Origin of the sequence: Acidiplasma sp. MBA-1 (genome assembly GCF_000949015.1) — an archaeon.
Taxonomy (GTDB): Archaea; Thermoplasmatota; Thermoplasmata; order Thermoplasmatales; family Thermoplasmataceae; genus Acidiplasma; species Acidiplasma aeolicum.
Genome location: NZ_JYHS01000001.1, coordinates 178354 through 198229 on the forward strand (window position 1 = coordinate 178354; position 19876 = coordinate 198229).

At 35.3% G+C, this 19876-nt stretch carries 27 protein-coding genes; 20 read left to right on the plus strand and 7 right to left on the minus strand.

The features are described 5' to 3' along the window. Positions 1–75: 75 nt before the first annotated feature. The 3 genes from TZ01_RS00875 to TZ01_RS00885 are packed head-to-tail and all read right to left on the minus strand — an operon-like array spanning position 76 to position 1572. Positions 76–411 (minus strand): hypothetical protein, encoded by a 336-nt coding sequence (locus TZ01_RS00875; RefSeq protein WP_048100924.1) that lies wholly within the window; start codon positions 409–411, stop codon positions 76–78. Positions 412–434: 23 nt separating this feature from the next. After that, entirely contained in the window at positions 435–1070 is a 636-nt protein-coding gene (locus tag TZ01_RS00880; RefSeq protein WP_048100925.1) for an isochorismatase family cysteine hydrolase, read from the minus strand. A gap of 10 nt (positions 1071–1080) precedes the next feature. Continuing rightward, on the minus strand, positions 1081–1572 hold the full coding sequence (locus TZ01_RS00885; RefSeq protein WP_048100926.1) for a bifunctional precorrin-2 dehydrogenase/sirohydrochlorin ferrochelatase: 492 nt from the start codon (positions 1570–1572) through the stop codon (positions 1081–1083). A 74-nt stretch (positions 1573–1646) separates the two neighbouring features. On the opposite strand from TZ01_RS00885, the gene TZ01_RS00890 reads away from it, so the two are divergent. The 17 genes from TZ01_RS00890 (at position 1647) to TZ01_RS00970 (ending at position 16162) form a co-directional block, all read left to right on the plus strand. After that, the gene (locus TZ01_RS00890) at positions 1647–2789 is read left to right on the plus strand and encodes an acyl-CoA dehydrogenase family protein (RefSeq protein WP_048100927.1); all 1143 of its coding nucleotides are present in this window, start codon (positions 1647–1649) and stop codon (positions 2787–2789) included. A gap of 54 nt (positions 2790–2843) precedes the next feature. Beyond that, positions 2844–4058 carry a Glu-tRNA(Gln) amidotransferase subunit GatD gene (gene gatD, locus TZ01_RS00895; protein WP_048100928.1) on the plus strand — a complete coding sequence of 405 codons (1215 nt, stop codon included), beginning with the start codon at positions 2844–2846 and terminating at the stop codon, positions 4056–4058. Between the two features lie 2 nt (positions 4059–4060). Beyond that, positions 4061–5857, plus strand: a complete 1797-nt coding sequence (gatE, locus tag TZ01_RS00900; protein WP_048100929.1) for a Glu-tRNA(Gln) amidotransferase subunit GatE — start codon at positions 4061–4063, stop codon at positions 5855–5857. A gap of 155 nt (positions 5858–6012) precedes the next feature. Continuing rightward, positions 6013–6447, plus strand: a complete 435-nt coding sequence (gene ndhC / locus TZ01_RS00905) for an NADH-quinone oxidoreductase subunit A (RefSeq protein ID WP_061950506.1) — start codon at positions 6013–6015, stop codon at positions 6445–6447. Further along, entirely contained in the window at positions 6444–6908 is a 465-nt protein-coding gene (locus TZ01_RS00910; protein ID WP_048100931.1) for an NADH-quinone oxidoreductase subunit B, read from the plus strand. The genes ndhC and TZ01_RS00910 overlap by 4 nt, the downstream gene beginning before the upstream one ends. A gap of 4 nt (positions 6909–6912) precedes the next feature. After that, a complete protein-coding gene (locus TZ01_RS00915; protein WP_048100932.1) occupies positions 6913–7368 on the plus strand; it encodes an NADH-quinone oxidoreductase subunit C in 456 nt (151 codons plus the stop codon). Beyond that, complete coding sequence (locus TZ01_RS00920) at positions 7368–8471, plus strand: NADH-quinone oxidoreductase subunit D (protein WP_048100933.1); 1104 nt, start codon at positions 7368–7370, stop codon at positions 8469–8471. The genes TZ01_RS00915 and TZ01_RS00920 overlap by 1 nt, the downstream gene beginning before the upstream one ends. Next, on the plus strand, positions 8468–9523 hold the full coding sequence (locus tag TZ01_RS00925; protein ID WP_048100934.1) for an NADH-quinone oxidoreductase subunit H: 1056 nt from the start codon (positions 8468–8470) through the stop codon (positions 9521–9523). The genes TZ01_RS00920 and TZ01_RS00925 overlap by 4 nt, the downstream gene beginning before the upstream one ends. Positions 9524–9529: 6 nt before the next feature. Then, entirely contained in the window at positions 9530–10033 is a 504-nt protein-coding gene (gene nuoI / locus TZ01_RS00930; protein ID WP_048100935.1) for an NADH-quinone oxidoreductase subunit NuoI, read from the plus strand. Next, a complete protein-coding gene (locus TZ01_RS00935) occupies positions 10030–10281 on the plus strand; it encodes an NADH-quinone oxidoreductase subunit J (RefSeq protein WP_048100936.1) in 252 nt (83 codons plus the stop codon). The genes nuoI and TZ01_RS00935 overlap by 4 nt, the downstream gene beginning before the upstream one ends. After that, on the plus strand, positions 10271–10489 hold the full coding sequence (locus TZ01_RS00940; protein ID WP_048101330.1) for an NADH-quinone oxidoreductase subunit J: 219 nt from the start codon (positions 10271–10273) through the stop codon (positions 10487–10489). Before TZ01_RS00935 ends, TZ01_RS00940 begins: the two co-directional genes overlap by 11 nt. Continuing rightward, positions 10486–10785: an NADH-quinone oxidoreductase subunit NuoK gene (nuoK, locus tag TZ01_RS00945; RefSeq protein ID WP_048100937.1), complete on the plus strand. Its 300-nt coding sequence runs from the start codon at positions 10486–10488 to the stop codon at positions 10783–10785. The genes TZ01_RS00940 and nuoK overlap by 4 nt, the downstream gene beginning before the upstream one ends. Continuing rightward, the gene (locus TZ01_RS00950) at positions 10779–12659 is read left to right on the plus strand and encodes an NADH-quinone oxidoreductase subunit L (protein ID WP_048100938.1); all 1881 of its coding nucleotides are present in this window, start codon (positions 10779–10781) and stop codon (positions 12657–12659) included. The genes nuoK and TZ01_RS00950 overlap by 7 nt, the downstream gene beginning before the upstream one ends. Continuing rightward, a complete protein-coding gene (locus TZ01_RS00955) occupies positions 12659–14155 on the plus strand; it encodes an NADH-quinone oxidoreductase subunit M (RefSeq protein ID WP_048100939.1) in 1497 nt (498 codons plus the stop codon). The genes TZ01_RS00950 and TZ01_RS00955 overlap by 1 nt, the downstream gene beginning before the upstream one ends. Position 14156: 1 nt before the next feature. Beyond that, complete coding sequence (nuoN, locus tag TZ01_RS00960) at positions 14157–15566, plus strand: NADH-quinone oxidoreductase subunit NuoN (protein ID WP_048101331.1); 1410 nt, start codon at positions 14157–14159, stop codon at positions 15564–15566. A gap of 9 nt (positions 15567–15575) precedes the next feature. Continuing rightward, the gene (locus TZ01_RS00965) at positions 15576–15914 is read left to right on the plus strand and encodes a hypothetical protein (protein WP_048100940.1); all 339 of its coding nucleotides are present in this window, start codon (positions 15576–15578) and stop codon (positions 15912–15914) included. Continuing rightward, complete coding sequence (locus TZ01_RS00970; protein ID WP_048100941.1) at positions 15911–16162, plus strand: hypothetical protein; 252 nt, start codon at positions 15911–15913, stop codon at positions 16160–16162. The genes TZ01_RS00965 and TZ01_RS00970 overlap by 4 nt, the downstream gene beginning before the upstream one ends. Here TZ01_RS00970 and TZ01_RS00975 read toward each other — a convergent pair. The 4 genes from TZ01_RS00975 to TZ01_RS00990 form a co-directional block, all read right to left on the minus strand. Further along, positions 16159–16509 (minus strand): TA0956 family protein, encoded by a 351-nt coding sequence (locus tag TZ01_RS00975; RefSeq protein WP_048100942.1) that lies wholly within the window; start codon positions 16507–16509, stop codon positions 16159–16161. The two genes, TZ01_RS00970 and TZ01_RS00975, sit on opposite strands and share 4 nt — an antisense overlap. A 111-nt stretch (positions 16510–16620) precedes the next feature. Continuing rightward, positions 16621–16863 (minus strand): hypothetical protein, encoded by a 243-nt coding sequence (locus tag TZ01_RS00980; RefSeq protein WP_048100943.1) that lies wholly within the window; start codon positions 16861–16863, stop codon positions 16621–16623. A gap of 38 nt (positions 16864–16901) precedes the next feature. Next, positions 16902–17429: a class I SAM-dependent methyltransferase gene (locus tag TZ01_RS00985; RefSeq protein WP_048100944.1), complete on the minus strand. Its 528-nt coding sequence runs from the start codon at positions 17427–17429 to the stop codon at positions 16902–16904. Positions 17430–17461: 32 nt separating this feature from the next. Next, positions 17462–18082: a hypothetical protein gene (locus tag TZ01_RS00990; RefSeq protein ID WP_048100945.1), complete on the minus strand. Its 621-nt coding sequence runs from the start codon at positions 18080–18082 to the stop codon at positions 17462–17464. 84 nt (positions 18083–18166) lie between these two features. On the opposite strand from TZ01_RS00990, the gene TZ01_RS00995 reads away from it, so the two are divergent. From TZ01_RS00995 to TZ01_RS09110, 3 genes are read left to right on the plus strand one after another with little or no spacing between them, the layout of a single operon-like run. Then, positions 18167–18823 (plus strand): radical SAM protein, encoded by a 657-nt coding sequence (locus tag TZ01_RS00995; RefSeq protein WP_048100946.1) that lies wholly within the window; start codon positions 18167–18169, stop codon positions 18821–18823. Continuing rightward, complete coding sequence (folE, locus tag TZ01_RS01000; RefSeq protein WP_048100947.1) at positions 18823–19404, plus strand: GTP cyclohydrolase I; 582 nt, start codon at positions 18823–18825, stop codon at positions 19402–19404. The genes TZ01_RS00995 and folE overlap by 1 nt, the downstream gene beginning before the upstream one ends. Before the next feature lie 2 nt (positions 19405–19406). After that, complete coding sequence (locus TZ01_RS09110; RefSeq protein ID WP_052656657.1) at positions 19407–19874, plus strand: 6-carboxytetrahydropterin synthase; 468 nt, start codon at positions 19407–19409, stop codon at positions 19872–19874. Positions 19875–19876 lie beyond the last annotated feature (2 nt).

Below are 19876 nucleotides of genomic sequence, written 5' to 3' on the forward strand. Positions count from 1 at the left end.
AAAATTGGGAACCAAATTATTATAAAAATACTGTATATATCATTTTGATTATGGTAATTATCATTTGATAAATATTTAATGTACAAATGGTAAATAGGCTAATACCACAGCAATTTTATGCAGTATGTCTATTCCTGTTAAATCATAGAAGGCTATTCCTATGCCCATGCCCAGGAACATAGATGATAATAAATAGGCAAGGGTTCTTATACCAAAGAATATTATTATACCAGTAATGATGGCAATTAATGGCGCATATATACCTGCACCGGATGATAAATTCATTGATGTATAATGTAAAACATATGCGCTTAAAAAGGAGATAAATCTTGCGCCAAATATAATACCAATAATTATACCTACAATAGTCTCTATGTCATTCTTAATTTTTATATATTTTTTAATATCCATAAAAATATAAAACAAAAATAATATTATAACTTTTCTAATGTTGAGATTATATTTTTTGTTGTTTCAATTATGGCAACACTTCCCATGGATTTCAGGGCTGCCTCATGCCCCTCCCTGTTTGCCGATGAACAAGAATCAGATGCAACAACGGTATAATAACCGAGATTTAGAGAGTCCCTAACACTTGATTCCACGCCTATTTCTGTTGCAATGCCTGTAAAAATCAAGGTCTCTATTTTTGCGGCCTTAAGCATATTATCGATGTTTGTGCCAATAAATATGCTTGCAGTATTTTTATTTAGCACGAAGTCCCTATCAGAGGGCTCAAAGTCACTGTAAATTTCAGCCTCTCTGGATCCTGGTTTCATAAAAACCGGCAGTTTGGATGGGTCATCTATATGAAACCTTTTCATATAGGAATAAATTCCTGGTGCGGGCATGTATTCAAATGGAAGTGGTGTTATTTTAGTATAAATTAGCTTAATATTCTTTTTGCGTGCCTCTGCAATAAGAGATTTTATATTACCTATCAGCTCATCTTTGTTGAAAACATTCTCAACAAGACCATTTTGCAGGTCCCAGAGAACAATTGCTGTATGCTCAGGATTAATTATTTCATTAATATTCTCATATACTTTTTTTGTGCCAAGGTATTTCATAATTCATTAATTAATTATCTAATAAATATTTTATGTGTTTAACAAATTCATTTTTTCCATCCATGATATCATTGTAAAGCTCCCCTTTCAAAATTTTTGCCAGGGATGGATTTACACCGCCGGTATTTATTGAAATGCTAATGCCGCTTATTTTCATACTTGCAGAAGAAATAAAGTTTGATGTATTATGATTGGACACATTATCGCAGAGTATATTCATGGAATCTGCCGTTTTACATATTTCATTATTTAGTTCTTTATTTGATGTTGCTGCAAAAATAATAAAATATTTTTTACTAACATCATTTATACTGCCATTTCTGAGCATTAACCTTATTTTACCATTGGTGGCCAAAGCCTTTATGTATTCTGTTGCATTAACGCTTATAACTGTTATTTTGCAATTTTCATCTATTATTGTTTTTATTTTTCTTTCAGCAATTCTGCCGGCACCAAAGATTAAAACATTCTTATTTGATATATTTAATGCTATGTTATACACAGCACCAAATCTAAAATCTCCTTATAATTTTATTTCATTGCGAAAAATATTATTAATTAATACCATTCACTATTATGTTTAATGAGACAGAAAATCAGATAATAAATGTTGTTCATGAGCTTGCAGAATCAAAGATTAAACCCCGGGCACGGGAAATAGATGAGAAGGCTTATGTCCCCGAGGATATTATTCAGGCCATGAGGGATATGGGCCTCTTTGCACTTTATATACCAGAAAAATATGGTGGTAACGGCCTTCGATTCTCAGTTTTAATGAAAATTATTGAGGAAATCTCATATGCATGTCCAAGCACTGCATTAATACTTGATGGGACATTAACACTATTTGCCGAGCCGGTTATAATGTTTGGAAGCGAGGACTTAAAGCAAAGATACCTAACAAGGGTGGCTTCAGGTGAAATTGGAGGCCTCGCAATCACAGAACCCGGTGCCGGTAGTGACGCCGCATCGATAACCACAAGGGCGGAAAAATCAGGTGATGGCTATGTAATAAACGGAACAAAGACATTTATTTCAAATGGCAGAACGGCAAAGTTTTTTGTGGTTGATACAAGCACGGATAGAGCATTAAAGCATAAGGGCATAACAACATTTGTGGTTGATGCAAATACACCAGGTCTTGAAATAAGCAGGGATATACACAAGCTTGGAATCAGGGGGTCAAGCACCGTTGAACTGAATTTTAATAATGTATTTGTGGATTCCTCAAACATTGTGGGGAAATATAATGATGGTTTTAGGGTTATAATGGAGACCCTGGACGCTGGAAGGGTTGGTGTGGCGGCCCAGGCACTGGGAATAGCCAAATCAGCGTTTGATGAGGCACTTGAATATATTAATACCAGAAGACAGTTTGGAAATAAAATAATTAACTTTGAGGGTATACAGTTTACCATTGCGGAAATGGAATCAAGAATAAAAGCATCAGAGCTTTTAATTTATGATGCAGCTGATAAATATGATAAAAAGCAGAATTCAATTGAGGCATCATCAATAGCAAAAATGTATGCATCTGATACTGCCATGTATGTTGCAGAAAGGTCATTGCAGCTCTTTGGTGGATACGGTTATACCACTGATTTTAATGCTGAAAGGCATCTCAGGGATGCAAAGATAACCCAGATATATGAGGGCACAAATGAAATACAAAAACTAATAATTGCTAGGGAAATTATGAAAGGCCATGGTTTTATGTAAATTCTTAATATTAATAATTATAAAGTTTTTATATATTTTAACAATAGGCAACAAATGAAAACAGGGGAAAAAATTGATTTTGAATATAAGGGTGATTCATACAGTGGTATATTCATAAAAAATGATGGAAAAATTACCACAATAAAGCTATCAAATGGTTATAATATCAGCGCCCTAAATGAAAACATCAAAATTTTAAGGGAATATGAAAATAATTACGTTGCACAGGATAATATAAGGGAAATCAAAATAAATGGTAAAAATGAGGTTTACATATTAACCACCGGTGGAACCATCGGCAGCTCCGTCGATTACAGGACAGGTGCGGTTAAGCCTGTTAGGGATATATCGTATATATATAATTTTGTTAATAATATATCTGAATTTAATGTTAAACAGATAAATGTCGCAAATATATTAAGTGAAAATGTAAATTCAAAATACTGGATTGAGTATGCAAGAAGGGCCAGGGACGTTTTAAATAAAAATGCTGGTGTTGTAATATTCCATGGAACTGACACAATGCAGCATACAGCCTCTGCCTTATCCTTTATGTTTGAAAAATTAACAGGGCCAATAATACTTACTGGCAGCCAGAGGAGCTCCGACAGGCCAAGCAGTGATGCATTTATAAATATAGAGGCATCAATAAATTTTACAAAATCAGACATTGGCGAGGTCGGAATTGTGATGCATTCTGACACGTCGGATGGCACTGTGTCATTTCACAGGGGTGTAAGGGCCAGAAAAATGCATACAAGCAGAAGGGATGCATTTCAGTCCATAGGCATCAGGCCTCTTGCAACATACACTGATGGCAGGGTCAGCGTGAATAATAATGCCATGAAAAGACAGGATGAAAATATATTAAATGATAAAATGGATGATTCTGTATCAATTATTTATTTTTATCCCGGAATGCCAGAGGAGGACTTTATTAATATTGCAGCAAACAAAAAGGCAGTTATAATTATGGGTACTGGCCTTGGCCATGTTTCAGACAATATTATCAATGCGATTAAAAGGCTTTCCAAGGATACATATTTTTTTATGACATCGCAGTGCCTTTATGGTTCAGTTAATCTGAATGTTTACTCCACAGGTAGATATCTTCTGGATGCCGGTGTAATTCCACTTGGGGACATGCTACCTGAAACTGCCATGGTTAAGGCAATGTTCCTCCTTGCAAATTACCCCGATAACCTTGTAAAGTTAATGAAATCAAATCTGCGTGGTGAGTTGAACAGCAGAAGAATTCTGGAGTGGTAATAATGAAAATAGGTTTGGAGATACATTTTCAATTAAAGGGCGTTAAACTTTTCTGTAGCTGCAGCACTGAAGGAGAAAAATCTAATTATCTTTTTAAAAGAAAAATGACACCAACAATGAGTGAGATGGGCCATATTGATCGTGCGGCAAGATATGAGAATATACGAAACCGGGATTTCAATTACTATACCAGCACCAATTCATGTTTGGTTGATGCTGATGAGGAGCCACCGCATATGCCGGATGATTCTAATATAAATACGGCAATTATAGTATCAATGGCCCTTCACTGTAAAATTGTTGATTATGTTTCCTTTATGAGAAAAATAGTTATAGATGGGTCAAACACATCAGGTTTCCAGCGCACAGGGATTGTAGGGTTAAATGGATATGTAGAAACATCCCAGGGAAGGGTAAGAATTTCAACTGTTACACTAGAGGAGGATGCATCCAGAAAAATATCTGAAAGCGGTAAAAATGCGTTTTATTCTCTGGATCGCCTTGGAATTCCATTAATAGAAATCTCCACAGAGCCAGATATTAAGGATGAAAACCATGCAATTGAAACTGCAAGAAAGATAGGATTTATAGTCATGTCCACCGGAAAATTCAGGGGAGAGGTTGACTCCATCAGGCAGGATGTTAATTTTTCAATGGGCTACGGCCGTGTTGAGATAAAGGGAGTTTCCAAACTATCCCTGATAAAGGACACAATTAAATATGAAATTCAAAGACAAAAATCACTGGCAGACATATCCGGTATAATAAAGGCAAGGGGTGGAACAGAAATCACAGATTTTATGGATATTACACACATTTTAAAAGATACAGATTCAAAAATCATTAAAGCAGGGCTAAATAAAAATAAAAAGGTTTTCTGTGCTAAAATAAACAATGCCCGTGGCCTTCTTAAGAATGGAAATTACCGGCTTGGTAGAGAGCTTGCAGATGTCGCAAAAAATATGGGTATTGGTGGAATGATGCACAGTGATGAACTTCCCGGATACGGTCTCACCGATAATGATGTAAATAATATTAACAATTTTATGGGCATTGAAAATAATGATGCCATCATAATGGTAATTACGGACCCTGAAATTATAACCGCCTTTAAATCTGAGCTTGATGAAAGGCTGAAAAATTTAATGTCAATGAATCTTGCAGAAACAAGGGCAGCAACTGAGGATGGTGAAACAAGGTTTTTAAGGCCACTCTCAGGTGGTGAGAGAATGTACCCTGAGACGGATATTGGCTTAATAGAAATACCACTAAAACGGCTTAATAGCCTTGAAGGGCTTGTTCCCGAATCCATGGAGGACGCATTAAACAATTTAAAAAATAATTATGGTTTCTCACAAACAGAGGCCATGGGAATAATAAATAATAATCTTTATGGGGATTTCAAGGATTATATTAAAGTATTAAACGAACCAAAAATAATTTCAAGGATTATACTTCAAAAATTACCTGAATATGAAAAAAAATACAATAAGAAATTATCAGGAGATGAACTGATGGAGATATTTACCATGGCAAATGAAAACAAATGGGGTCGTGATTCTGTTGAAAAGGCTCTTGAATTATACGTATCAGGGAAGTATCCATTAAAAATTCTGGCAAATGCCGAAGAATTAAAACCTCTGGATGCCGGCAGATTAAGGGAGATAATTATAGAATTGATGAGAACACAGGAAATAACAGAGAAAAATCTAATATATTTATTAAAGAATAAAACTAAGTCGTCATTTGATGCCAGAGACGCAATAAAAATATTCGAAAATATTAAAAATAATTCGTAATACGATTTTATGAAATGTACTTTTTTGATTAAAATTACAGTTTTTGTATAACAAATATCAAATAAAGTATAAAAAATTTTTACATTTGTTTATTGTGGAACCTTTAGTTTTCTTACTAACGACATTATTATATATAGATAAAAAATATACACTTAATGTTAACGGGTTACATTGCATTAATGATTACAATAATTTTGGTTGGCCTTTCCCTTTATTTGCTATTTAAAATCCTGCCATCAATTTCACAGAACAGGTACAGGCCATGGAAGATAAGCCTTAAAAGAAAGGATATTATGGAAAACCTGGCGATAGAAAACAATCCACCGGCAAAGGACGATTCATACCTGCATCCATTTGAGAGCGGTGAGGTTGCAAAGGAATATCCTGCTGGAAATATAACAGTGCAGTATTATGTAATAGTCTTATTATTTGTTCTCTTCGATATAGATATGCTTTTATTGCTTCCCTGGGCATTTGATTTTTACTCACTTGGCCTATTTTCGTTCATAGAGACAATTATATTTATAGCCATGCCATTATTTGCTGTATACTATGCCTTTAGACGTGGATATATGAGGTGGATGAGATGAAGACCGGAGACCTGGGAGTTAAAACAACAACACTGGAAAAGGCCCTTGAATGGGGCAGATCCAACTCGCTCTGGCCCCTGACCATGGGGCTGGCGTGCTGCGCCATAGAAATGATGGCCACCCAGGCTGCAGATCTGGACATATCGAGGTTCGGCAGTGAAATATTCAGGAATTCTCCAAGGCAGTCAGATTTAATGATAGTTGCAGGTACAACAACAAAAAGAATGGCACCAAGGGTCAGAAGGATATATGAGGAAATGCCCTATCCAAAATATGTCATAGCAATGGGTGTATGCGTTATTCAGGGCGGGCCATACGTCGATGGTTATTCAGTTGTCCTCGGTGTTGATAAGGTTATTCCGGTGGATGTTTATGTACCCGGCTGCCCACCCTCTCCACAGGCCTTAACATACGGAATAATAACACTTCAGAAAAAAATAAGGGGCGAAACGGACAGGTGATTTTATGTATAATATAATTGCTGATGAAAAGGATAAGGGAGGAATGAGGGTAATCACCCTGGATAAGAAGGATTTAATAGAGGCAATGACAGAGTTTAAATCACAGGGATATTATCTCTCATCAATAACCGGCGTTGATATGAAAGATCATCTGGAGGTTATTTATCATTTACATAATTTCGATAAAAATGAGTACCTTGGTGTCAAGGTATTAACCTACGATTCAAAGGTACCATCACTTGTTGGTTTATGGAAGGCAGCAGACTGGGATGAACGCGAACAGTATGATCTTATGGGAATAATATTTGAGGGACATGAAAACCTAAGACGCATACTACTTCCAGATGAGTGGGTAGGCCATCCGTTAAGAAAGGATTATGATTTAAAGAAGGTTCAGTATGTAAGCATGGATTCTGAGGGAAATGAGCATGTAAGCTTTGATGAAAGGGAGGGCTGGTAATGTCAAGATATACTGTATTAAACCTTGGCCCCGTGCACCCCTCAATACATGGAATATTAAGATTCAGGGTTAAATTAAATGAGGAAATCATAGAGGATGTTGATATAACCATAGGATTTCTGCACCGCAATGCAGAAAAGATCTGTGAGCTTAATATTTATGCTAACAATATCATATATTTCGATAGAATGGATTATCTGGACGCAATGAATATGGAGCTTGGATATGTAACTGCGGTTGAAAAATTAACAGGCATAGAGGCACCGGAAAGGGCACAATGGATTAGAATGATTATGGCCGAATTAAACAGGCTTGCAGCCAGGCTTGTTGGACTTGGTGCTTTTGGCCTTGATATGGGCATGCTAACCCCATTCTTTCACTGCTTTGCAGAAAGGGAAAAAATCCAGAAAATATTTGTGGAGGCCTCCGGTGGAAGGCAGGAGGTAAATTACATAAGCATTGGCGGTGTTTACCAGGACTTTAATGAAAAAATTATAAATGACATCAGGGAATTTTCGAAAAATTTCAAAAAGAGGCTTGAGGACATATATAACATGTTTATACACAGTGAAATATTCTGGCAGAGGAATGATGGAATAGGAATCCTCGAACCTGATGTGGCACTGGATTACGGTGTTACCGGCCCACTTTTAAGGGGGTCAGGCATTGCATACGATGTTAGAAAGGATGCACCTTATCTATTCTATGATAAGGTAAACTTTGATGTGCCCATATCGCACAGGAAGGATAACATTGGAAGGTTTGTGCTGAAAATTGAGGAGATGAGGCAGTCCATCAGAATTATAGATCAGTGCCTTGATAAGATACCGGATGGGCCATATTTTAATAATAAGGCAAAAAAATCATTGATGCTAAGGGTTAAGGGTGATGGAGAGGTCTTTTCAAGGGTTGAATCCGACAATGGTGAATTTGGTGTTTATGTAAGGGGGGATAATACAGTAAAACCTTACCGTGTTCACGTCAGGAGCCCGGCATTTAAGAATATATCAGTAGTACCTGTAATGGCAAGGGGCTTAATGATAGCAGATTTGATTGTGATCATAGGATCAATAGATACTGTAATAGGTGAGATTGACAGATGAATCTATTAATTAGAATTCATGACTGGTTTTCGTTTCTTGGGCCTGGAGTTTCCTACGGTATAGCATATTTGCTTGAAACAATATTCATCTTAATATTTGTTGGAATTTCATTTATGGCCCTAATATATGTATTCAGAAAATACATGGCAAGAATACAGCTGAGGATAGGACCAAACAGGGTTGGAAAATATGGTCTGCTGCAGGTTGTTGCCGATGCGTTTAAACTTATTGGCAAGGAATCAATACTTCCAGCAAACAGGGACGATCTGGCCTACAGGCTCGCGCCCTTAATTATAATGATGACAACCATGGTATCATTTGTTATAATCCCATATGGAAGTCTTGCCTACTTTGGGTCGCTTACAATAACACATTCTGATGTTACACTAGTACTTTTATTTGGAGTTTTATCACTGCTGCCCATTGGAGAAATCCTTGCCGGAATAAGCACAAAGAGTAATTATGCATTGCTTGGTGCCTTAAGGGGGGTTGCAAAGGATGTTTCATTTGAGGTTCCAATGCTAATAAGTGCACTGGCCATAATAATGATATCATCCAGGTCGTTTATAACAGGGGCACAGACATATAACAGCCTGAGTCTTGCAGGTATAGTTGAAAATCAGGTAATACCATATGGAATTATTGACCCCCTCGGCCTTCTCATATTTTACATATCGATGGTGGCCAGGGCATCATTTACACCATTTGATCTGGCCGAAAGTGATAGTGAATTAATAACAGGATACACAACAGAGTATTCTGGAATGAGATTCGGTCTATTTTATATAGGTCTTTTTGGCATGGTTTACCTTGGTTCATTCTTTGTTTCAATTTTATACCTGGGTGCATATAATGGGCCGGCAAGTTCTGATTTAGGGTTTATATACCTGTTTATAAAAACAATAATACTTGTTTTAATAGCATTCCTGGCATGGGTGTCCCTGCCAAGAATCAGGGTTGATAAATTCGTAAATCTCGGCTGGAAATACCTGCTTCCCATATCCATTATAAATCTTGTTTATGCAGGCCTGTTTGTTTTGTATATAAGGTGATGAAAGATGGTTGCAACAGTAAAGGAGGTAAAAATACCAAAAAAGCCGATTCCGGTCATAGGTTCATTGCAGACAATGTATAATATAGGAAGGTTCATGTTTAAGAAGCCTGTGACTGTTCAGTATCCAGAGGATAAGGGAGAAATACCTGAAAGATTCCGTTTTAGAATATTTCTGAGCCCTGAGGCATGTATTGGATGCACATTATGCGAGCAGGTTTGTCCAAACCACAGCATTAAGATGGAGGTCTGGAAAATAGATGAGGAGGCAAAACCCAAGGGTGACGTTGTTATAGAAACTGCCAGAGGGGCAAGAGAAAATCTTCAGAACAAGAGGCACATTTACCCGGATGTAAATTTTGGAACGTGCACGGTTTGCAGAAACTGTGAGGAAATATGCCCCACAGATGCAATATACCTAACACATCAGTTCGAGGATGCAAGAACCAGAAACAGTTTTACATACTCACCAAAGGAGCTAACAATGCAGGAGGATGAGGTCATAAAATGATTTATACGTTAATTTTTCTTATACTGGCAGCCATTGCGGTCATTTTTGCTGCGGCAAGCGTAAGAACCAATAATCTAACCCATTCAACAATATATCTTCTTATGTTTCTTCTTGATCTGGCTGCAATGTTTATACTGCTTGGCCTTAGCTTTATCGGCGCTGTTGAAATCCTTGTATATGCTGGCGCTGTTATAATACTAATTGTGTTTGTTTTAATGCTGACCGGAGGCTATGAAAATGAAGAATAAATTGCAAAAAATTGCGGTATCGGTATTTTTTATAATATTCGCGGCAAACATACTTTTCATTAGGGCAAGCTTTATACCAAGGACACAGAATTTATTTAATATAGGAAAATTACTCTTTTCAGCCTACCTTGTTCCATTTGAACTGCTTTCAGTTATACTTGTTGCATCCATCATAGGTGTTATGTTTATAGCAGGTGAGGTAAAATGAATATTATATATGTACTTGAATTATCATTACTTCTTTTTACAATAGGCATATACGGTATTATAACATCCAGGGTTGGAATAAGGCTTATAATATCACTCGAAATTCTTTTAAACGCTGCATTAATAAACGTTGTGGGCATAGCATCATTATATTATTCCACAAGCCTGATAATATTTGCATTATTTATTATTGCTGTTGGCGTAATAGAAACTGCTGTGGGCATAGCAATATTTACAGTTGTTTATAAAAAATATGGTAAGATTAACATTTCACTGCTGAGGGAGATAAAATGGTAGGCATATACTTTTTAATTTTTATATTTCCATTAATTGCATTTCCTGCTGAATACATAATTGGAAAATACAGACTAAAATTATCTGGAATTTTCAGCTCAATAATGATATTATTATCATTAATACTTGTAATAGATGCATATCTGTATCTTTTAAATCATAATGCAATATATGTCCATTACCAGTGGTTTTATAATATAGATTTTGGTATATACATAGACCATCTTACCGTTTTAATGGCAATGATGGTTTCCTTTGTTTCATTAATGATTAATCTCTTTGCCATATTTTATATGAGGGAGGACCCAAGAAAAAATATATACTTCTCAGAAACAAGTCTGTTTGTTACAGCAATGCTGGGGCTTGTTATATCATCCAATCTGGTTTTATTATTCCTTTTCTGGGAAATAGTCGGGCTTTGCTCATATTTATTAATAGGCTTCTGGTTTTTCAAGCCAAATGCAGCCTCTGCTGCAAAAAAAGCATTTCTTGTTACAAGGGTGGGGGACCTTTTATTTATTATAGGCATGGCAGTGCTTTACACCTCACTTGTTAAAATAAGCCCTGTGAGCCCCCTCAGCATACCATATCTTATTACAAATGCACATAAAATATCCATTTTAATTGGAAAAAATACGCTTGCACTTGCAACACTCTTAATTCTTGCAGGGGCCATAGCAAAATCAGCTCAGTTCCCGCTGCACGTGTGGATACCTGATGCCATGGAGGGCCCAACCACTGTTTCCGCCCTTATACATGCGGCAACAATGGTTACCGCCGGTGTTTATCTTGTGGCAAGAGTTTTTCCATTATTTGAGTACTCAGCGGCATACTCACTTTATACCGTTACCGCCATAGGTGCATTTACAGCATTTTTCGCAGGCATACTAGGCATAGTCATGAATGACATAAAGAGGGTACTTGCATATTCAACAATAAGCCAGCTGGGTTACATGCTGGCATCGATAGGCCTTGGAGGTATTATTGGCTATTCTGGTGTCACATTTGGCATGTATCATCTTGTGGTTCATGCCATATTTAAGGCACTTTTGTTTATGTCTGCAGCAGTTATACTAATAGCACTGCTTGAATTGAGGGATATAAAGCAAATGGGGGGTCTCTTCAGAAGAATGCCTGTAACCGCAATTCTTATGCTAATAGGCGCAATAACACTTGCGGCCATACCGCCAACAGCTGGATACTTTTCAAAGGGCCAGATTATATCAGCATCATATGAATATTATTTAAATGGGGGAAGCATTATACCATGGCTTTTGCTTCTCTTTAGCGAAATTCTTACTGCGGTATATACATTTAGAATGTATTTTCTTGTATTTCTTGGGAAGCCAAGATCATACCTTGCCGAACATGCCAGGGACCCAAAACTTGTATATTTAACGCCCCTTATGGTGCTTGCATTTCTATCGCTTACCCTTGGAATTATTCAGAAGCCATTCTATAAATTTTTATACTCTGGAGTAAATATATATACACCACCACTTTACATAGCTGTAATACCCGTAATATTTTCATTTATAGGCATAGGAATAGCATATATGATATATTATTACACAGTAAATAAGAAGATAGATATATCAAGAAATCCTCTGTACAGAATAATTAAAAACAAATTTTATCTTGATATCATTTATACTGATTATGTTGCTGAAAGGATCATATTACCATTATCATTTTATATAGGCCATGGGGATAGAACATATGATAACAGCATAGATAAAATGGGTTCTGACCTTGCTGATGCCGGTACCGGCCTTAGAAAAATTCAGACGGGTTCTGCAGGTTATTATGTTGTTTTTCTGCTCATAGGTCTATCTATATTATTCATAATAATAGAACTTCTGGGGATGATTAAATAATGTTCCTTCCATATTTTCTTCTGGTATTATTTATAGGCGTGGTTATTACATTCTTTGCCAGGTCATATGCCAAATACTTTTCAATGGTATTTCTTGGTATAATGTCTGTGGCCTTTGTAATATACTCTTTCATTAGGTTTAATAATTACCTTGGAAATATAATTGCAAAATACAATTATGTTCTGGCAAATTATACAAGTTCAGGAATACATATAGAGTTAAATTTTTCACTTGGCCTCACAGGGTTCACAGATTTATTGGTTATTATGGCACTTATTGTGACAATATTTGCACTTTCCATAGGTGAAAGGGAAAATAACGACACATTCTTTGGGCTTTTAATGTCAGTTGGATTTGGTCTTGTTGGTTTATTTTCTGTCAGAAATTTTCTGTTCTTTTATATATTCTGGGAGGTTGTTTTAATACCGATGTTTTTCATCATAGCAAAGTATGGCACAATAAACAAGGAAAAAATATCAATTAAATTCTTTATTTATACACATGTGGGGTCACTTTTTCTGCTTCTATCAATATTCATGCTTTCTACATATTATTTTATTGAATTCAAGGTATTTACATTTCAGATATCAGATCTTATGAATCTGGCATTTCAGAAATCACTGCCAAAATTCGCACTTTATTTCTCATTTTTTGGTTTTCTCCTTGCTTTTCTAATCAAGCTCCCAACATTTCCATTACATGAATGGCTGCCCAATGCACATTATACAGCGCCATTTTCAGGGAGTATTTTATTATCCGGCGGACTTTTATCCATGGGTGGTTATGGACTTTTAGGCATATTATACCCGGTTACACCACTATTCCCAAAGAGTCTTGTCTACTTTTTAATAATACTTGGCCTAATAAGCGTTGTTTACTTTGCATTTACATCAATGTTCCAGACAAACCTGAAAAGGATGATAGCATACTCGAGCGCAGGCGAAATGGCATTTGTGACAATATCGTTTGGCACAAGCATTATATCAACAGGATATGTTAAAACATTTGACCTTGCAGGCGGAATGTACCAGACCATAGCCCATGCATTTGTTACATCCCTTGCCTTCGCCTCATTGCTGTTTATTTATAAAAGAACCCATACAATACAGGTTTATGGCCTTGGTGGCCTTTACAGGCAGATGCCATACGCATCAACATTTTTCCTTGCCGCACTCCTCGGATCGCTTGGACTGCCTGCACTTGCAGGCTTTATAGGTGAATTTTCTGTTACAGTTTCATCATTTGAAACAATAGGATTGTTTGCAATTATAATTATTTTCGGGCTTATAGTTACTGCTGCATATTTTATATGGGCAGCACAGCGTTCATTGTATGGTTTTTATAATGAAAAGCTTGGCCCGCTTAAGGATCTTACAAAACCGGAGTTCTTAATACTTTTATTTATGCTGGTATCTTCCATATTTTTTGGTGTTTATCCAACATTAATGTTTAAACTGCTTGCCTCCTATGCAAAAGCTCTTAGTGTGGTGTTTTGACATGGATTATGAATATTTTTACTCAATAATATTGCTTGGTATTGCAGGTTTCGTTGCGCTGGCATTTGGCATAAGAAAGGATAATAAAAAGGCCATGGCATTATTTACATTAATTGTACTGGCACTGGCCTTTATACTATCCCTGATATTTTCAAATAATTATTCTTCATACGGTCTTATTTTCAATGATTTTGATTCATTCTGGGCACTTATATTCATTGCGTCATCAATGATGATTGTAATACCATCATTAAACGATATAAGGGGGAGATATGATGTATTTTATTCCCTTATAATTTTTATGACATTAACCATGCTGGTATCTGCATACACATATAACCTTTTAATATTATTTGTATCATTTGAGGGTGTTAGTATAATAACATATGTGCTTGCAGCATATAACAAAACAAGGCGTAACCTGGAGGGCTCACTTAAATATTTCATAATAAGCACTGTGGGCACAGCATTTAATGTTCTTGGAATATCATTCTTTTACCTTGGGCTTAGAACCTTTAATCTTTTCGATGTAAATCATATATATTTTGATAAGGCTGTTCTCATTGCATTTATATTTATAATAATTGGTTTTGGATTTAAGCTTGCAATATTCCCCATGCAGCAGTGGGCCATTGATACATATGATGGATCACCAAACTCAATTTCTGCCTTTCTTTCCACGGGCAGCAAGATTGTCGCATACATGATTCTATTAAAAATACTCGTTCTTGGATTTTCTGCATTTTATAACTATGTATTTTATTTCTTCGCAATATTATCAATACTTACAATGACATACGGCAATGTTGCAGCACTGTCACAGAATAATTTAAAACGGATTCTGGCATATTCAAGCGTTTCGCAGGCAGGTTACCTGATACTTGTTTATGCACTTATAAGCTATTCATATTACAATATTTCATCACCCGTTCCGGCAGCCACATATATAAGGCTTGGTATTGCAACGGCAATGTTTTATTCCCTTGTTTATATATTCATGAAGGGCGGGTCATTCATTGCCATGAGCCTTATTAGGAAGGATAAGATAATGATAGATGATATTAGGGGTCTGTCCAAAAAATCACCGGCATCTGCATTCTCGTTCTGGATTCTGCTTATTTCCCTGGCAGGCGTTCCAATTACAGGCGGATTCCTTGCAAAATACTTTTTATTCTTCTCACTTGTTGCAGCCGGTCTGTGGTGGCTTGCAGTCATAGCAATTATCAACAGTGTAATATCTGTATTTTATTATTTTAGAATTATAAGGGAATCCTATGTTTACGATAGCAGGGTGGAATTTAATTTAACACCATCGGTAAAGTATTCACTAATAGCCACAGCAGTACTTACTGTGGCCTTTGGTGTGGTGTTCTTCCTTTATACGTATCTGGTGGGTATAGCGGTAATATGAGGTGTTAATGTGGATGTAAATGATGTTATTGAGGTATTTAAGGATTCAATTGACCAGGGTGATCTTGTGAATGCCTACTCCGTTCTGGCAAAGAATTTAGAAAGATATAAACATGCCAGAAAAATTAAACAGGAAAAACTTTTACAGCATATAATTAATGTTATAGAGGGAAATGAATCCATGGATGATTTTTCCAAATTTCTTGAAAATGAGGACCTGAGCTTTATACCATATATTGAATCCTATGAACAGTATAAGCAGTCATTAATGGATCATATAGTATACGCAATGAACAGGTATAATATAAAATACCCGTCATATGATGCAAAGAGGTGCGGTGATCTATGAAAAGCTATACTGAATGTTTTGAGGATCTTAAGGATGACCCATTAAGTGCTGCGGAATGCATACACTGCCTTCAGAAACATGGAGAGGTTGTCCTTTTCAGTGATGAAAAGAAGAGGCTAATTCTATGGCGTGAGGAATTTGATAACTATCCGGTGCCATTTATGGAAAAAATATCACAGCTTCTTGAAATCCATACAAGAGATGATTACGAGAAAATGGATAAAAAATTTAACCTTACAATGTATTAATATGGAGTTTTTGCGTACTCCACCTCGGTTTTGTATCCAAGTTTTTTATATTTTTCCAGTATTTTTTCAACATTCTGCCTTACTATTCCGGTATTCTGGGTGAAGGTTAACGACACAACCTTCTTTTCCTTATTTATTATTATAAAACCAATGGTTTTGTCCTCAGGCATAATTTCGTCGGTTCTTGCATATCCCTCTATGAATTCCTCAAGGCTATCCTCTGGAAGCGGGGATGTAATCACATCCAGCAGCGCATTAAATGAATCCTCAAATTTGGAAAGCAGCACACATATTGTTGATGGATGCACATTTTTAAGTTTTAAATTATACATGACACACATTACCATAATTGGCTATGTCAATAATTTATATTGATTTTATGTTTTAGAGTTATTTACAAAATAATATTTTTATGATGCACATAGAAATTTATATTTAAAAATGGTTTTAAATCTATATTATTTTTTTCCAAATATTGCATTATTTTTATTCTGGTTATTTTTTGGTTTTTCCTTTATTATACTCTTTGAATTCTTTATTCCAAAAGGATTTATTTCAGGTTCATTTACCTCAAGTATCTCATTCTCCTTGCCGCCCCTTACCTTTGTTTTTCCATTTTTAATTGGTGCATCAGGAATCAATAATTTTTTGTTAGGTACAGGTTTAATTGAATTACGGTTTCCGTTATTATCCTCACTCATGGTTTAATAATTATATTATTTTATAAATTTTTTATCATTTATTTCATAATATATGTATTTATGTAATTGTATTTAAGGTCTATATAATTTTCTTCCCTGAATCCATGGTTTTCAAATATTTTTTTAAGCCAGTCATGTTCTATCCTTATATTCACAGGTGGGCCAATTGGGGCATTATTCTTAAATTCTATCAGTATGACCTTTAATGGTTTTTTAGAATTACCAATCATAAAATTAAAAATATAATCCTTGCACTCTATATCATGGAATACCAGTGAATAGAAAACCTTGTTAAAATTTTTTATATCAAGGCTGCATATATCCTCGTTTATAATTTTTATATTATTTTTATCCATTGAATTTTTTCTTATTAATTCCACAGCCTCTGGATTTATTTCAACAGAATAAACAGTGTCAACATAATTAGAAAATAATCTTGAATAATATCCGGATCCGGCACCAACATCAACTATTATGTCATTTCTATTAAGATCAGCTGCAGAAAGAACATCACCTGAAGGAATGTTCTTTTCCCTGAATTCATTTATCCGGTCATAACGGCTCATAGGGCCATATAATAAATAACTATAAAAATAATTCACTCACCTATTTTTGACGAAATTATTTTAAAGGCATCTGTAAGATTTTTTTGGTCAAGTATTATAATTGTATCATTGTAAAAAGATATTATCTGCAATATATTTATATCTGATAATAGTGAGGTAATATAATTAATGTAACCTGTTGCCTTCTCTATTGCTTCTGGACTGTTTATTATCAGTTCGCCAAGGTTTGTATCAACCTTTAATATCTGTTCATCAGGCACATATTTCATTATTTCTGATGCTATAACATCCTCAGCTATTAATGCTATGCCATCCGATGTATCAACAATTTTTACAGAATTTAACCTTTTATTATTTAATATAATGTTGGTTATTATCTTTAAATTATTATATGTCCTTTTTATAACAATAATCGAAAGCCCTGAAACCATCTCAAGATTGGATTTTTTGAGAATCTCCTTTTTTAATGGGTATGGATCCTTATAATCATAGCGTTTCAACGCTGCAAGTACGGCGTCAAAATTTTCTATTGACATTTCATGCATTATATGTCTGGCAAGTGCCGACTGGTTAATTATTCCAATATTCATGCTATTTCTTATGTCCGGATTGTCCCTTAAAAACTGCTGAACTTTCTCAGAGGTTGTTGACATTTTTTAAGGTATATATTTAATATATTTATTAATTTATGCGATTTAACCATAAATGTTTTTTATCACATTAAACTTATTAAAAACATGCGGATAAATGAAATATTTCTATCATTACAGGGGGAGGGCATTTACACGGGTGAAAAAATGCTCTTCATAAGAACAGAATACTGCAATTTAAGGTGTTCATGGTGTGATACAAAGTACTCATTTAATGAGGGCACTGAATATTCATTGGATAGGATTATTGATATAATTCATGGATGGCATCAAAAAAACGATTTTAACTGGATATGTATCACCGGTGGGGAACCCCTACTTCAGAGAGATTTAAATGATCTTGTTAAATTGATATACCCTGAATATAAAATACTTTTAGAGACCTCAGGCAGTATTGATATCAAAAGATTCCTACCATTATATAAAAATGTTTACAAGGATATAGACTTCAAGCTGCCATCATCTGGGATGTATGGAAAATTTAATTATAATAACCTTAATTATATGTCAGATGGAGATTATATAAAATTTGTTGCTGGAGATATAAAAGATTTTAACACTGCAATTGAGGAGATAATAAAAATAAAAAATAATATAAATAGAAAGATACAATTCATAATACAACCGGTGTATAAATCTAGCATTAGGGAGATTGCAGAAAAATTTATTGAATCTGCCCCCGCGGATGTTAAATTTATGATACAGGAACATAAATATATATTTGGCGATCTTAGAGGTGTATAATGTCAGAAACTGAGTATGGTGAGGATGAACTTAGGGATAGCATTAAGAGGTTAATATACAATTTACATGAAAAATACGGATGGTTTAATGATGAGGAGCTCGAAAACACTCCAAGAAGAATAGACAGCTTTTTCAGGGAATGGCGCCAGTCTGGAGATTTCAATTTTACAAAGTTCAGGCTGGAGGGCAAGGAAAGCATGGTTATATTAAAGGATATAACATTTTATTCAATGTGCTCACATCATCTTCTGCCCATTGAGGGTACTGTTAGCATAGCATATCTGCCAAAGCCGGCAGGCTATATTGCTGGTGTCAGCAAGCTGGTAAGATCGGTTAATAAAATAGCGAGCAAGCCGCAGCTGCAGGAAAATATGACATCAGAAATTGTGGATTTTCTATACAATAATCTTGATCCATTGTTTGTCATGGTAATTGTCAAGGGGAAGCACATGTGCATGATGATGCGCGGTGTCAAGCAGGAGAATGCTGTCATGGTAACCTCATCACTTAAATATAATCCATCGGTTAAAAAGGCGGTAAGGTCATTAAAGGCTGAGGCCATGAAGATGATCGGTGATTAATTATGTTTACAATAAAAATACTTGGAAGGGAAAAAAATTTAACATGGAGTTCCGGGCACTACGTCCCGGATAATATAAAATGCAGGCGCCTTCACGGGCATGATTATGCCCTTGATGTTGAAATTCAGTGTAATGAAATCTCAGAAAACGGCATGGTTATAGATTTTACCGTGATAAAAAATCTTGTGAAACCTTTAATAGATTCCATGGACCATAAATTTATAATCCCTAAAAATGATATAAAATATGAAAGGGAAAATAATTACTATGTTTATGTCAATGATCAATTGAAGCTTGTAATAAACTCTAATGAGGCATTTGTTTTTGAATATAATGTCGGATCTGCAGAATATATAGCAATTTTCATCTATAATAAATTAAAAAATGAGCTAATTAAATATTTAAATAATTTTAAACTTTATATTACTGTTTATGAGGGATATGGCAATACTGCAACATTTACAGAATAATA

Bases quoted from the DNA above. Each gene is read 5' to 3' on its own strand.
- gatD (WP_048100928.1), top strand. From the start codon at position 2,844: ATGAAAACAGGGGAAAAAATTGATTTTGAATATAAGGGTGATTCATAC.
- folE (WP_048100947.1), top strand. From the start codon at position 18,823: ATGTCAGAAACTGAGTATGGTGAGGATGAACTTAGGGATAGCATTAAG.
- TZ01_RS00975 (WP_048100942.1), bottom strand. From the start codon at position 16,509: ATGGTAATGTGTGTCATGTATAATTTAAAACTTAAAAATGTGCATCCA.
- gatE (WP_048100929.1), top strand. From the start codon at position 4,061: ATGAAAATAGGTTTGGAGATACATTTTCAATTAAAGGGCGTTAAACTT.
- TZ01_RS00890 (WP_048100927.1), top strand. From the start codon at position 1,647: ATGTTTAATGAGACAGAAAATCAGATAATAAATGTTGTTCATGAGCTT.
- TZ01_RS00915 (WP_048100932.1), top strand. From the start codon at position 6,913: ATGTATAATATAATTGCTGATGAAAAGGATAAGGGAGGAATGAGGGTA.
- TZ01_RS00995 (WP_048100946.1), top strand. From the start codon at position 18,167: ATGCGGATAAATGAAATATTTCTATCATTACAGGGGGAGGGCATTTAC.
- TZ01_RS00940 (WP_048101330.1), top strand. From the start codon at position 10,271: ATGAAGAATAAATTGCAAAAAATTGCGGTATCGGTATTTTTTATAATA.
- TZ01_RS00985 (WP_048100944.1), bottom strand. From the start codon at position 17,429: ATGAGCCGTTATGACCGGATAAATGAATTCAGGGAAAAGAACATTCCT.
- TZ01_RS09110 (WP_052656657.1), top strand. From the start codon at position 19,407: ATGTTTACAATAAAAATACTTGGAAGGGAAAAAAATTTAACATGGAGT.
- TZ01_RS00880 (WP_048100925.1), bottom strand. From the start codon at position 1,070: ATGAAATACCTTGGCACAAAAAAAGTATATGAGAATATTAATGAAATA.
- TZ01_RS00980 (WP_048100943.1), bottom strand. From the start codon at position 16,863: ATGAGTGAGGATAATAACGGAAACCGTAATTCAATTAAACCTGTACCT.
- nuoI (WP_048100935.1), top strand. From the start codon at position 9,530: ATGGTTGCAACAGTAAAGGAGGTAAAAATACCAAAAAAGCCGATTCCG.
- TZ01_RS00955 (WP_048100939.1), top strand. From the start codon at position 12,659: ATGTTCCTTCCATATTTTCTTCTGGTATTATTTATAGGCGTGGTTATT.
- TZ01_RS00910 (WP_048100931.1), top strand. From the start codon at position 6,444: ATGAAGACCGGAGACCTGGGAGTTAAAACAACAACACTGGAAAAGGCC.
- TZ01_RS00875 (WP_048100924.1), bottom strand. From the start codon at position 411: ATGGATATTAAAAAATATATAAAAATTAAGAATGACATAGAGACTATT.
- TZ01_RS00935 (WP_048100936.1), top strand. From the start codon at position 10,030: ATGATTTATACGTTAATTTTTCTTATACTGGCAGCCATTGCGGTCATT.
- nuoK (WP_048100937.1), top strand. From the start codon at position 10,486: ATGAATATTATATATGTACTTGAATTATCATTACTTCTTTTTACAATA.
- TZ01_RS00950 (WP_048100938.1), top strand. From the start codon at position 10,779: ATGGTAGGCATATACTTTTTAATTTTTATATTTCCATTAATTGCATTT.
- TZ01_RS00990 (WP_048100945.1), bottom strand. From the start codon at position 18,082: ATGTCAACAACCTCTGAGAAAGTTCAGCAGTTTTTAAGGGACAATCCG.
- TZ01_RS00970 (WP_048100941.1), top strand. From the start codon at position 15,911: ATGAAAAGCTATACTGAATGTTTTGAGGATCTTAAGGATGACCCATTA.
- TZ01_RS00920 (WP_048100933.1), top strand. From the start codon at position 7,368: ATGTCAAGATATACTGTATTAAACCTTGGCCCCGTGCACCCCTCAATA.
- nuoN (WP_048101331.1), top strand. From the start codon at position 14,157: ATGGATTATGAATATTTTTACTCAATAATATTGCTTGGTATTGCAGGT.
- ndhC (WP_061950506.1), top strand. From the start codon at position 6,013: ATGTTAACGGGTTACATTGCATTAATGATTACAATAATTTTGGTTGGC.
- TZ01_RS00925 (WP_048100934.1), top strand. From the start codon at position 8,468: ATGAATCTATTAATTAGAATTCATGACTGGTTTTCGTTTCTTGGGCCT.